We start from the raw sequence: 13,320 nt of genomic DNA on the forward strand, positions 1-13,320 counted from the left end.
CGTCCCCGATCGGGGGACGCCGGGCCGACGGCGCGCGGCCCGCGGCGGCCGGTCCGGCCGGCGGCAGCCCGGGCCCCGGGGGCCTCTCCCGGGGCGTGCGGGCCGCCGCGCAACCCTCCAGCTTGCCCGCTCCGACCGGTCGCATCTGCGCCGTTTCGACCGTTGTCTGTGCGAGGACCTAATCTGTGCTCCGTGACTTCGCCTGCCTCGACGGACTTCGTTCCGCCCCAGCTCAGCGCGGGGCCGCGGCCCGCACCGGGCCCGGCCGCCGACGAAGGGCTCGCGCGGCGGCTTCGCGCGCTCGCGTGCACGGCGCCGCTGCACGACCTGGACACGCGCAAGGCGAACCTGGCCGGTGAGTACTCGGTCTACGCGATGGCCGAGGTGGCACTCTCCGCCATCGACCTCGTCACCCTGAACATGGACTTCGACACGGGCGCCGACCACGAGCAGATCGTGGCCCGCCTGCTGCCCCGCGTCGCCGCCCAGGCCCCCGGCCGCGCCGTCGCCGAGCACGAGCGCGTCGCCCGCTGGGTCCTGGAGAACCTGATCAACGTCGGCAGCGTCGACCGCGGCTTCCGCGCCGTCTACGGCACCTTCGGCGCGGACGGCGCCTACACCCGCCGCGACTACGACTTCAAGCTGATCGAGGAGGTCCCCGGGTACGGCGGCGGCGTCTACCTGCGGACGACCGACGAGGCGGTCAACGTCCTCGTGGGCGCCCTCGACACCGACGTCACCAGCGCCCAGATCGCCGCCGAGGTGAAGCTGGAGGTGCTGATCAGCCGGGGCCGCCTCGCCGACGCCCAGCTCGCCGCCGAGCAGGCCCGGTACCGCACCGTGCAGTACGCCGAGACCCTCCGCAAGACCCTGGAGGCGACCCGGCGCAACGTCCGCGCGGTGGACTGGCTCAACGCCGTCCCCGACATGATCGCCGAGGCGCTGGACCACGTCGCCGACCGGTACCGCCACGAGAACGCGATCCTCACCAACATCCGCAAGGCCCGTGACGAGGCCGAGGACCAGGAGCACAAGCGCCGCGCCGCCGAACTCGTCGACATCGTCAAGGACTGCATCCGCCGCCACACGCAGCTCCAGTCCCGCCTCCTGGAGGCGGGACCGCTGTTCCGCGCCGAGCAGGACCGGCAGGCCTTCGCCGCGCCCACCTCGTACACCGGGATAGACCTGTACGGGCAGCTGGTCGCCCCGCTGCTGCCGCTCCCCGTCGAGCAGGCCACCAGGGTCACGGACGCCTTCTTCGCCCGCGGCACGGGACTGCGCACCCCCGTGTCCGTGCGCGTGGGCGATCTGGTCGAGATGCTCCTCACCCCGCCCGTCGAGCGGGAGCACCTCGGCGCGGAGATGCCCGAGCCCGACCTGATCGCCACACCCGACGACAGCCGCTTCAGCGAGGAGCAGCTGGCGCAGGCGATGCGGCTGCTGGACCTGGAGCACGACGCGCCGCGCCGGCTCTCCGGGCTCCTCGCCGACGCCCGGCGCCTCGACCCGGACCTCCCGTACCTGGTCGCGCTGCTCGCCGTGCACGCCGCCAGCCCGCCCGTCGGCACGGCGTACCGGCAGGGCGAGGAGCGCCTGCTGTTCGCGGTCGACGACGGCGCACAGCTCGACGACCCGGAGTTCGGCGGCGCCGACCTGATCGTCGGCACAGCCCTGCTCGACGCCGCCGGCATGGCCGCGGACCGCACGGAGGCCTCATGACCGCGCACGCCACACCCCGTCCGACGGGCGGGCACGCCACGCCCGCGACCCCGCAGGGTGCCGCGGGCGAGACCCGGCCGGCCACCGACGGCCTCGTCGCCGGCGAGGCCGTCGCCCTCGGTGGCGCGCAGCCGCCGGCCTCCGTGCTGCCCGCCCCGCCCGTGCCCGCCCGGCCCGTGCCCGCCCGGCCCGTGCCCGCGTCGCGGACCGAGGCCCGGGCCGCCGTGCTGCCGGGCGCCCCGGCCGCGCACGCCGCCGGCCTCCCGACGCCGGCGGCGGCAGGGGTGGCGCCGGTGGAGGCCCTCGTCCCGCCCGCGCCGCCGGTCGAAGCCTTCGTCGTGCCCGTGCCGGACGTGGCGGACCCCGTCGTGCCCAGCCCCGCGCCGCGGGCGGCAGCCGCCCCCGAGCCCGAGGCCCCCGTCCCCGCCGGGGACGCCCCTGCCGTCGGGGAGCTGCGGCCGCGCGCCGTCGTCGGCACGGTCCCGATCCCCGCGCCCGCCCCCAGGAGCCCCGCCCCGTACGTACGGGCCGTCCGCCTCGCGCCCGGTGGTGCCGGTGCCTCCGGAGTCGCCGGGGCCGGCGCGGAACGCCGGGCCGCCGTCAGCGTCCGGCCCGTCCGGCTGCCGCTGGACCGGCCCGCCGACCCCGCGCCCACCGCACCACCGACCCCCCGCACCACCGAGGAGCCCCAGCCGTGAGCGACCACCACGCAGATCACGCCGACGCGTGGAGCGAGCCGGAGGCCCCGCAGACGCCCGCCGGACCCGCCGCGGTCACACCCGCCGACGCCGCCGACGCGGCCCGGCTCGTCTCCTTCGGGCTCCAGCCCAAGCTGCTGCCCGCGCGCGACGCCGAGTACGCCGAACTGCTCCGGCGCTACCGCGAGGACCCCGCGTTCGCGCGACTCGCCGACGCCGTCGCCACCGGCCTCGGGCTGATCGTCCTCGAGGTCTCGCCGCGCGCCGGCATGGCCGTCACCGCCGGCGAGGACTCCGTCTTCGCCGTCCGCATGGGCGACTACGCCCGCCGCGCCTCGACCGACTCCGCCGACCGCTTCTTGCACGGGCTCGCCCACCTCGCCGTCGCCGCCATGGCCTTCCCGCGGCCCGAGGACCTGGCCGACGACGGCTACATCGGCCGCCTCACCGTCAACGGCGTCGACGCGTTCGTCCGCCAGGCCTGCCGCCGTCTCGAAGAGCGCGCCGAGGAGCAGGGCGAGAACACCGACCCCGCCACCGACGCGCCCGGCCTGGAGGCGGCCTGGCGCATCTACGCGCGCCGCAGCGCCACCGGTGCCACCAAGGACGCCCGTCGGCTGGCCGGCTCCACCACCGGCATCGTCGGCAAGGCCGTGGCCTTCCTCACCGACTCCGGCTTCCTCCAGCGCACCGGTGACGACGCGGGCGGCGCCTACCGCACCACCGCCCGCTACCAACTCCAGGTCCGCGACATGGCCGGCAGCGCCGCCATGGCCGAACTCCTGGAGCTCGGCGTCGTCCCCGTCAGCGACGGCTCGGCGACCCTGCTGCCGCCGCCCGCGGGCGACGACCTGGAGCTCGCTGCCGACGCCGGCCTGCCCTTCCACGCGTAACCGCCCCCGAAGACCACGCAGAACACAGACGACGAGAGTCCGCCGCCATGTACGAGTTGTCCCGGGTCCGCCTCTACTCCATCGGTCCCGCCGGTGCGCGCTACGCCGACACCGTCCTGGACCTGCGCGGAGTCGGCGCGCCCGTGCCGAACCCCGCCCCCACCCAGGCGGAGTTCTTCGAGGAGGAGCCGGTCGGCCCGCCGCGCCGCCCCGCGCCCGCCGGTGTGCTCTTCCTGGAGAACGGCGGCGGCAAGTCCGTCCTCCTCAAGCTGATCTTCTCGGTGATGCTCCCCGGCCACCGCAACACCCTCGGCGGCGCCAGCTCGGGCGTGCTGCGCAAGTTCCTGCTCGCCGACGACTGCGGCCACGTGGCCCTGGAGTGGCAGCACACGCTCACCGGCGAACTCGTCGTCGTCGGCAAGGCCAGCGAGTGGCGCGGCCGCCAGGTCTCCAACGACCCGCGGAAGTTCGCCGAGGCCTGGTACTCGTTCCGCCCGGGTCCCGGACTGAGCCTGGACTCGCTGCCGGTGGCCGAGGCCACCTCCGTACGCCCGCCCGTCGAGGGCGCGTCCGGCGCCCAGGGCCGCCGCCGCACCATGAAGGGCTTCCGCGACGCGATCACGGACGCCGGCAAGGCGTACCCGCACCTGGAGGTGTACTGGGAGGAGATCCACGACCGCTGGAACGAGCACCTCGGCGAACTCGGTCTGGACCCCGAACTCTTCCGCTACCAGCGCGAGATGAACGCCGACGAGGGTGAGGCCGCCGGCCTTTTCGCGGTCAAGAAGGACTCCGACTTCACCGACCTCCTCCTGCGCGCCGTCACCGACACCCGGGACACCGACGGCCTGGCCGACCTCGTCGGCGGCTTCGGCAACAAGCTCGGCCGCCGCGCCGAACTCACCGCCGAACGCGACTTCACCGCCGGCTCCGTCGACCTCCTCGGCCGCATCGTCGAGGCCGCCGAGACCCGGGCCCGAGCCCGCGACGTCCATGCCGGCGCCGAGCGCCGCACCCGGACGCTGGCCCGGCGCCTCTCCGCCCGCGCCACCGGCGAGCGCGGTCGCGCCGCCGAGCTGGCCCAGCAGGTCACCGAGGCCGCGCACGCCGTCTCCGACGCCGAGCACGCCCGCGGCCGCAGCTCCCTCATCGCCGCCGAACTGGCCTACCGGCACGCCTCCCTGGCCCTCACCGTCGCCGAGAAGAGTGCCGCCTCCCAGCGCCGCGAACTCACCGACGCCCGCACCCTGCACTCCGCCTGGCAGGCCGCCGAGGCCGTGCTGCGCCACCGCGCGGCGAGCGACCGCTCCGGCCGCGTGGCCGCCGCCATCCGCGAGGCCGAGCGCGATGCCGCCCCCGCGCTCGCCGCCCGCGCCACGGCCGCCGCCGCCCTCGTACGCGCCCTGCACGCGGCGGCCGAGGACGGTGAACGCCACGCGGCCGAGGAGGAGGAGCGCTCCGCCGCCCTCCAGGAGGCCGGCGAGACCGCCCACCGCGACGCCACCGTCGCCGCGACCGAGGCCCAGCGCGCCCGCAGCGAGGCCGGCCACCTGCGCCAGCGCCTCGCCGAGGTCGAACAGGAGACCGTCGAGGCGGTCCGGGCCGGCTGGCTCGACGACACCGCGCCGGACGCCGACCCCGCGCGGGCCGCCCTGGCGGCGAGCGACGCCGAGAAGACGACGGTCGCCGCCTGGGACGCGGCCCGCGACGCCGCCCGCTCCGCCGCCGACCACGCGCGTGACGCCGCAGCCGCAGAGGCCCGTGCCGAACTGGCCGCCGCCCGTGCCACGGACGCTGCCGACGCCGCCGAGAACGCCTACGACGCCGAGCGCCGCGCCGCCGAGTCCCTCGCCGGCGACGACCGCCTGGCCGAACTCCTGAGCCTCCCGCCCGCGCACGCCCCGTTCCCGGGCCAGCGGGCGGCGGAGTCCGCCGCCCCCCAGGACCGCGCGGGCCGACCGGACCCGGCCGTGCACGACGAGCAGGAGACCGCCGACGGCGCCCCGACCGCTCCCGCCGGCCGTGCCCCCCACGGCCCGCTCACCGTCACCGAGTTCGACCGCAGCGCCGACGAACTGCGGCGCCTGCTCGAACAGTCCATCGCCTCCGCCGAGCGCCAGCTGTTCGACCTGCGCACCGCCGCGGCCGACGACGCCCGCATCCTCGGCGCCCTCGGTGACGGCGGCCTGCTGCCGCCCGGCCCCGACGTCCTGGCCACCGTCGAGTACCTCGGTGAGCACGGCATCCCGGCCCTTCCCGGCTGGCGCTACCTCGCCCAGGCGGTCGACCCGGCCGACCACTCCAGCGTCCTCGCCGCGCGCCCCGAGCTCGTCGACGGCGTCGTGATCACCGACCCCGTCTCGTACGCCCGCGCCCGCGAGGTGCTCGCCACGGCGGCACTCCTGCCGCGGTCCACCGTCGCCGTCGGCACGGCCGCCGCCCTGCTCGCGCCCGTACCCCGCCCCGGCGAAGCCGGGAGCGACGACGGCGACGTCTTCCTCGTCCCGCCGAACCCGGCCATGCACGACGAGCAGGCCGCCGACGAGGAGCGCCACGCCCTCCGCGCCCGCGCCGTCGCCCGCGACGAGGAGATCCGGGTCCTCGCGGCCCGGCTCACCGGTGACCGCTCGCTGGCCGCGCGGATCGGTTCCTGGCGCGCCGACTGCCCGCCCGGCATGCTCGCCGAACTCTCCGCCGTCGCGGCCACCGCCCGGGAGACGGCCGAGGCCGCCGCGGTCACGCTCGCCGAAGCCCGGACCGTACGGGCCGAGGCCGACGAGGCCGCCGCCGACGCGGCCCGCGTACGGGACGAGCGGCAGGAGGCCGCGCAGCGCGCCCGCCGCGCCGCCGACGCCCTGGCCGGCCTGGCGTTCCGGCTGCGCGAGCGCTCCGCCTGGCAGGCCAAGCTCCGCGAACTGGCCGACGACGCGACCGAGTCCGAGGCCCGCGCGCAGACCTGCCTGGAGCGGGCCCGCGCCGCCGACGAGGACCGCCGCGCGGCCCAGCGCACCGCCGACGACGCCCACCGCACCGCCCGCGCCCTGCGGGCCGAGCGGGCCGAGATCGCCGGGGCCCCCGACCAGCTCCCCGAGCCGGACGCCGACGCCCCGCGCACCGCGCTCCCCACCCTCCGCGAGGCCTACCGCGCCGCGTCCCAGCTGTACGAGAAGGTCGGTGTCGGCGCCGACCTGCGCGCCGAGCAGGCCCGCGCCGAGAGCGACGAGTCCGCCGCCCTCGCCGAGCTCGACCGCCTCACCAACAAGGTCCGCACCCGCGCCGAGCAGCTCCTGGAGTCCACGGACGGCGCCGACGGCCCGTCCCGCCAGGCCGCCGCCGCGCGGGCCGAGTCCCTGGTCCAGATGCTGGAGACGCGCGCGTCCGAGGCGAGCGAGAAGCTGGGCCGGCTCCGCGGCGAGGCCGAGCGGCTGGCACCCGAGGACGGCGAGGCGCACACCGAACTGCCCGAGGACCGGGTCCCCGCCGACGCCGAGCAGGCCCAGAGCCTGCTCCGCACGGCCACCGGCGAACTCGCCTCGCGCACCGACGCCCTGGAGGCCGCGCGCACCGCGCACGCCCATCTGCTGCGCGCCCACCGCGCCTCCGAGGACGCCGCGAGCGGCTTCGGCGAGACGGCCGCGCTGCTGCGCGACCTCCTCCGCGACCACACGGAGGAGGAGCAGGACGCCCCCGAGCCGTATCCCGGCACCCTGGACGAGGCCCGGCAGTCCGCGGCCGACGCCCGCCGCTCGCTGCGCGCCTGCGTCGCCGAGCTCGCCGGCGCCGACGCATCGGTACGCGAGGCGAGCGACATCCTCGTCCGGCACGCCAACTCCAGCCGCTACGAGCAGGTCCGCACCCCCGCCCGGCAGCAGATCCGCGAACTGCCCGCGGCGGCGCTCCCCGAGCACGCCGCCAAGTGGGCGGAGGCCTTCGCGCCCCGGCTGCGGGTCCTCACCGACGAACTGGCCCAGCTGGAACGCAACCGCGACTCGATCGTCGACCGCCTCCGCGGTCTGGTGGAGTCCGCGCTGACCACGCTCCGCTCCGCCCAGCGGCTCTCCCGGCTGCCCGAGGGCCTGGGCGAGTGGTCGGGGCAGGAGTTCCTGCGCATCCGGTTCGAGGAGCCGGACCAGGCCACGCTCACCGAACGGCTGGGCGAGGTCGTCGACGAGGCGACCCGCGCCGCCCTCAAGAAGAACTCCGACCTGCGCCGCGACGGCATGTCGCTGCTGCTCAGGGGAGTCCAGGCGGCTCTCGAACCGCGCGGTGTCGCCGTCGAGATCCTCAAGCCGGACGCCGTCCTGCGGGCGGAGCGCGTCCCGGTCGGACAGATGGGCGACGTCTTCTCCGGCGGGCAGCTGCTGACCGCGGCGATCGCGCTGTACTGCACGATGGCGGCGCTCCGTTCCAACGACCGGGGCCGCGACAAGCACCGCCACGCGGGCACGCTGTTCCTCGACAACCCGATCGGCCGCGCCAACGCGACGTACCTGCTGGAGCTCCAGCGGGCCGTCTCGGACGCGCTGGGCGTCCAGCTGCTCTACACGACCGGCCTGTTCGACACCACGGCGCTCGCCGAGTTCCCGCTGGTGATCCGGCTGCGCAACGACGCCGACCTGCGCGCGGGCCTGAAGTACATCAGCGTCGAGGAGCACCTGCGCCCGGGACTGCCCCAGCAGCGCACGGAGGGCGAGACGGTGCACGGCGAGATCACGGCGACCCGGATGTTCCGCCGCAGCCAGGCCGACGAGCCCCAGCCGGCCGCGGCGGACTGACCCGCCACGGAAAAGCGGCTGGCCCGGCCCCCTCGACGGGGGCCGGGCCAGCCGCTTTTCCGTTCGCGTCGACCGGTGAGCCGCTGTGTTCAGGCGGCCTTCGGGATGCTCGACGTCTCGGGGCGCCGGGACCCCGCCGGCCCGGAGGCCCGTTCGCCCGCCGGGGCCTGCCCGGTCTTCCGGGCCTGCCGCCGTTCCCGCCGCAACTGCCGTGCCGTACTGCTCGGCTCCGACACCACGCCGTTGCGCTGCCGCCACACCTGCCGTGTCACCCAGACGTCGAGCACGCTCCAGGTCGCCACGACCGTGCTGCCCACCGACGTCAGCAGCGTCGGAAAGGCGAGCCACGAACCCGTGACGGCGGCGAAGAACGCCACCATTCCCTGAATGAGCGTCACCGACGTGAGCAGCAGGGCCCGTACGGCGGCGGTCCGCACCGGATCGGGCAGCCGACGCCTGGCCTTCTCGTCCTCCACCCACAACTGTCGCGCCGACCGCGCCTCGTACTCCATTGCTCCGTCACTCCCCACAACCCTGAACGTCTTCAGGTTGGCTGCCCCGCTTGCATCGATTTACGCGGGCATGCCGCTCCCCGTACCCAAAGACGATCGAGAGGGCGAAAAGGTTTCCCCGCTTTCTCGCCGGAAGGAACACTTCCAGCCATCTCCCATGGCAGAGAAAGTGACGTCCGACCAGGTGTCCTGCGCCACACCGGAGAATGCCAACTCCCCGAATACCAGGACATCTCATGATCAAGGCTCACTCGGGAGGCTGAAAATCGTCCGGACACGCCTTCGAGTTGGCCGTGATGCAGTAGTAGGCTCGCGCCGCCGTTTGTTGAAATCGAAGGTCGACGCCGTGTGTGGACGCCGGACGTCGCTGTGGAGGACCTCCGCACCGGGCGGAGGCCGAGCTGGGGGAGGCCATGCGCTTTCGCGGGAAGTCCATCCGCCGGAAGATCGTGGCGCTGCTGCTGGTGCCGCTCGTCTCCCTCACCGGACTGTGGGGCTTCGCGACGGTGCTGACCGGCCGCGAGGCGGACCAGCTCCTCGACGTCGCCTACATCGTCGAGAAGGTCGGCTACCCCATCGAGGACACCGCCCGCGTCCTGCAGAGGGAACGCCGGCAGTCCCTCGTCTACCTCGCCGACCCGCGCGCCTCCGACGCCCTCACCGCGCTGCGCGAGCAGCGCGAGGCCACCGACCGCCAGATCGCCCTCATCCGGGCGAACGCCGCGGACTCCGGTGTCCGCGAGGAGATGCGCCCGCTCGCCTCGCAACGGCTCAACTCCCTGCTCCAGGCACTCGACGGCCTCGACTCGCTGCGCCGTTCCGTGGAGAACCGCAGCGTCGGCCGCATCCAGGCCCTCGACTTCTACAACCGGCTCGTCGACCCCTGCTACGCCTTCCTCATGACCCTCCACGCCCTCGAGAACGTGGAGATGGACAAGCAGGGCCGCGCCCTCGTCGGTGTCGTCCGCGCCCGGGAACTCCTCTCCCGCGAGGACGCGCTGGTCGTCTCGGCCCTCATCGCCGACCGCGTCACCGCCGAGGAGGTCCGCGCGGTCTCGGACCTCGTGGCGAACCGCCGCCAGTTCTACGAGGTCAGCCTCGAAGTCCTGCCCGCGTCCGAGCGCGAGCGCTTCGAGCGGTACTGGCAGAGCCCCGCCACCGCCCCGCTGCGCAAGGCCGAGAACGACCTCATCACCGCCGGCGCCACCGAGCGCCCGCGCACCGTCACGCCAGAGCGCTGGGAGGAACGGGCCACCCCCGTCCTCGACGACCTCGCCCGCGACAACACCGCGGCCGGCGACCGCTACCAGGACCGCGTCCAGCCCGCCGCGTACAGCGTCCTGCTGAAGGCGGGCGTCGCAGGCGTCCTCGGCTTCCTCGCCCTGCTCGTCTCCGTCATCGTGTCCGTCCGGATCGGCCGCGAACTCGTGCGCGACCTGCGCCGGCTGCGCAAGGAGGCCCAGGAGGTCTCCGGCGTCCGCCTGCCGAGCGTCATGCGCCGCCTCGCCGCCGGCGAGCACGTCGACGTCGAGACCGAGGTGCCCCACCTGCGGTACGAGGACGACGAGGTCGGCCAGGTCGGCCAGGCCCTCAACACCCTTCAGCGCGCCGCCGTCGAAGCGGCCGTCAGGCAGGCCGACATGCGGCGCGGCGTCTCCGACGTCTTCGTCAACCTCGCCCGTCGCAACCAGGTGCTGCTGCACCGCCAGCTCACCCTCCTCGACAGCATGGAACGGCGCACCGAGGACACCGAGGAACTCGCCGACCTCTTCCGGCTCGACCACATGACCACGCGCATGCGCCGCCACGCCGAGGGCCTGGTGATCCTCTCCGGCGCCGCGCCCTCCCGGCAGTGGCGCAAGCCCGTCCAGCTGATGGACGTCGTGCGGGCGGCCGTCGCCGAGGTCGAGGACTACGAGCGCGTCGAGGTGCGCCGTCTGCCCCGGCTCGGGGTCGGCGGTCCGGCCGTCGCCGACCTCACGCACCTGATCGCCGAACTCCTGGAGAACGCCACGGTGTTCTCGCCCCCGCACACCGCCGTGCAGGTGCTCGGCGAGCGGGTCGCGAACGGTTTCACCCTGGAGATCCACGACCGCGGCCTCGGCATGAACCCCGACGCCCTGCTCGACGCCAACCTGCGCCTCGCCGAGACCCCCGAGTTCGAGCTCTCCGACACCGACCGCCTCGGCCTCTTCGTGGTCAGCCGGCTGGCCCAGCGCCAGAACGTCCGCGTCTCGCTCCAGACCTCGCCCTACGGCGGCACCACGGCGGTGGTCTTCATCCCGGCCGCGCTGCTCACCGACGCCCCCGAGACGCAGGGGTCGGGCTTCCGCCTGGACCGCAAGAGCCTGGAGCCCGCGCGGGGCGCCGAGCACGAGAAGGCCGGCGGCGACGAACCCGGACTGCCCGCCCGGCGCCCGGTGCTGACCAAGGTCCCGGACACCGCCCACCGCCCCTCCGGCCCGTCCCGCCACCCGGCCCCCTCGCTCCTGGAGGGACCCATCGACGGACCCGTGGAGCTGGAGGCGCCCGTCTCCGGCGCCGCCTTCGACGAGCTCGCCGACACCTCCGCGGACCTGGAGGACACCGAGAGCGAACGCGGCGGGATCTTCCGCGCCCGCGAGCACCGCCGGCGCGGCGGTCTCGGCCCGGCGGCCACCCGCGGACAGCACCAGCAGGTGGCGGACCAGCGGCCCGGGCGTTCCGCGGACGCACCCGCCGGCCGCGCCGCCGAACCGCGGACCGGCCCGGTCCCGCAGGCCGGCCGCGCGACGCCGGGCGCGCCCGTACCGCTGCCCCGCCGCCGTCAGCCCACGCTCGTGGTCGACCACGGCCGCCGGCTCGACGCGACGGAGCCCGCCCGCCCAGGGGCCGACAGGCAAGCCGAGCGGCCGATCGCCCCGCAGCCCGCGGCCGGCCCGGAACGGGACACCCCGCCCACCCTCGTACCCGTACCGCCGGAGGGACCCGCCCCGTTCGGCGGACTGCCCCGCCGGGTCCGCCAGGCCAGCCTCGCGCCCCAGCTGCGGGCGACGGGCGACCGCGGCGACGAGCCGCCCGCGCACACCGGGGGCGACCCGGCCGGCGGATCCGCGGACGCCGACTTCGAGCGCGACGCCGAGGAGGTACGCCGCCGCATGGCCTCCATGCAGCGCGGCTGGCAGCGCGGACGACAGCAGAACGCCGAGACGACAGCACCAGGAACCACACCGGAGGGGGACGGTCGATGACCGCACCGAACGCCGCAGCACCGCACACCAACGGCAACGGGGAGTTGAACTGGCTCCTCGACGAGCTGGTCCAGCGCGTCGGTTCCATCCGCAAGGCCCTGGTGCTCTCCAGCGACGGGCTCGCCACCGGCGCCTCGCAGGACCTGACCCGCGAGGACGGCGAGCACCTCGCCGCCGTCGCCTCGGGCTTCCACAGCCTCGCCAAGGGCGTCGGCCGTCACTTCGAGGCCGGCAGGGTCCGCCAGACCGTGGTGGAGCTGGAGGACGCCTTCCTCTTCGTCACGGCGGCGGGCGACGGCAGCTGCCTCGCCGTGCTCGCGGACGCGGACTCGGACGTCGGCCAGGTCGCCTACGAGATGACCCTGATGGTCAAGCGGGTCGGCGCCCACCTCACCACGGCTCCGCGCGCGGGCCTGTCCGCCGGAGGATGAGTGGGGCGACGGCATGACTGACGCAGACCAGCAGGCCCGGGGACCGGTCCGGACCCACCACTGGTTCGACGACGAGGCCGGGCCGGTGGTCCGCCCGTACGCGATGACCCGCGGACGGACGAGCACCGCCACCCGCCACCGTCTCGACCTGATCGCCGTCGTGGTGCCCGAACCGGCCGCCGACGACCCCGGTCGCGACCAGACGCTCTCCCCGGAACACGTGGAGATCGTCGAACGCTGTTCCGAGACACCCCAGTCGATCGCCGAACTCGCCGCCGGACTCGACCTCCCCGTCGGGGTGGTCCGGGTCCTGGTCGGCGATCTCGTCGAGGACGAACTCGTCCATGTGACCCGCCCCGTTCCGCCGGCCGAGCTGCCGGACGTGAGCATTCTCCGCGAGGTGATCAATGGCCTTCGGGCGCTCTAGCCGCAAGAAGCCGCTCGTCGAGCCGGTGACGCTGAAGATCCTGGTCGCGGGTGGCTTCGGCGTGGGCAAGACGACCCTGGTCGGTGCCGTCAGCGAGATCAGACCGCTGCGTACCGAGGAGATCCTCAGCGAGGCGGGGCGGCCCGTCGACGATCTGCACGGGGTGGAGAACAAGTCGACCACCACGGTCGCCATGGACTTCGGGCGGATCACGCTGCGCGAGGACCTGGTCCTGTACCTCTTCGGCACCCCCGGGCAGGATCGTTTCTGGTTCCTGTGGGACGAGCTGGCGCAGGGCGCGCTCGGGGCGGTCGTCCTGGCCGACACCCGGCGCCTGGAGGACAGTTTCGCCGCGATCGACTACTTCGAGCGGCGCGGCATCCCGTTCACCGTGGCGGTCAACTGCTTCGAGGGCGCGCAGCGGTTCCCGGCGGAGAGCGTGCGCGGCGCGCTCGACCTGGATCCGGAGGTCGAGCTGCTGATGTGCGACGCCCGTGACCGGGAGTCCGTCAAGAACGTGCTGGTGGCGGTCGTCGAGCACGCCCTGATCCTGGCCGACCGGGGCCGCCAGCCGGCCACGACGTAGGGGGTGTCCTGTCGCCCGGACAGGACACCGCGCCCGGTGCCGTGGCCCG

The 13,320-nt window shown here is 75.2% G+C and carries 9 protein-coding genes; 8 read left to right on the top strand and 1 reads right to left on the bottom strand.

Annotated features, from left to right (window positions below):
• Positions 1–192 precede the first annotated feature (192 nt).
• From ACE1OA_RS29315 to ACE1OA_RS29330, 4 genes are read left to right on the top strand one after another with little or no spacing between them, the layout of a single operon-like run.
• Positions 193–1,719: a hypothetical protein gene (locus ACE1OA_RS29315; protein ID WP_356600748.1), complete on the top strand. Its 1,527-nt coding sequence runs from the start codon at positions 193–195 to the stop codon at positions 1,717–1,719.
• Positions 1,716–2,417, top strand: coding sequence for a hypothetical protein (locus ACE1OA_RS29320; protein WP_432753614.1), 702 nt, complete (start codon positions 1,716–1,718; stop codon positions 2,415–2,417). The genes ACE1OA_RS29315 and ACE1OA_RS29320 overlap by 4 nt, the downstream gene beginning before the upstream one ends.
• On the top strand, positions 2,414–3,310 hold the full coding sequence (locus ACE1OA_RS29325) for a hypothetical protein (protein WP_356600744.1): 897 nt from the start codon (positions 2,414–2,416) through the stop codon (positions 3,308–3,310). Before ACE1OA_RS29320 ends, ACE1OA_RS29325 begins: the two co-directional genes overlap by 4 nt.
• Before the next feature lie 47 nt (positions 3,311–3,357).
• The gene (locus ACE1OA_RS29330; RefSeq protein ID WP_432753615.1) at positions 3,358–8,085 is read left to right on the top strand and encodes a hypothetical protein; all 4,728 of its coding nucleotides are present in this window, start codon (positions 3,358–3,360) and stop codon (positions 8,083–8,085) included.
• A gap of 89 nt (positions 8,086–8,174) precedes the next feature.
• On the opposite strand, the gene ACE1OA_RS29335 is transcribed toward ACE1OA_RS29330, so the two are convergent.
• On the bottom strand, positions 8,175–8,597 hold the full coding sequence (locus tag ACE1OA_RS29335; protein WP_432753616.1) for a hypothetical protein: 423 nt from the start codon (positions 8,595–8,597) through the stop codon (positions 8,175–8,177).
• Positions 8,598–9,010: 413 nt separating this feature from the next.
• On the opposite strand from ACE1OA_RS29335, the gene ACE1OA_RS29340 reads away from it, so the two are divergent.
• From ACE1OA_RS29340 to ACE1OA_RS29355, 4 genes are read left to right on the top strand one after another with little or no spacing between them, the layout of a single operon-like run.
• Positions 9,011–11,827, top strand: a complete 2,817-nt coding sequence (locus tag ACE1OA_RS29340; RefSeq protein ID WP_432753617.1) for a nitrate- and nitrite sensing domain-containing protein — start codon at positions 9,011–9,013, stop codon at positions 11,825–11,827.
• On the top strand, positions 11,824–12,258 hold the full coding sequence (locus tag ACE1OA_RS29345) for a roadblock/LC7 domain-containing protein (protein ID WP_147977032.1): 435 nt from the start codon (positions 11,824–11,826) through the stop codon (positions 12,256–12,258). Before ACE1OA_RS29340 ends, ACE1OA_RS29345 begins: the two co-directional genes overlap by 4 nt.
• A gap of 13 nt (positions 12,259–12,271) precedes the next feature.
• A complete protein-coding gene (locus ACE1OA_RS29350) occupies positions 12,272–12,685 on the top strand; it encodes a DUF742 domain-containing protein (RefSeq protein WP_356600736.1) in 414 nt (137 codons plus the stop codon).
• Positions 12,666–13,271, top strand: coding sequence for a GTP-binding protein (locus ACE1OA_RS29355; RefSeq protein WP_356600734.1), 606 nt, complete (start codon positions 12,666–12,668; stop codon positions 13,269–13,271). Before ACE1OA_RS29350 ends, ACE1OA_RS29355 begins: the two co-directional genes overlap by 20 nt.
• Positions 13,272–13,320 lie beyond the last annotated feature (49 nt).

Origin of the sequence: Streptomyces sp. JL2001 (assembly GCF_050917515.1) — a bacterium.
In the GTDB taxonomy this organism is placed as follows: Bacteria; Actinomycetota; Actinomycetes; order Streptomycetales; family Streptomycetaceae; genus Streptomyces.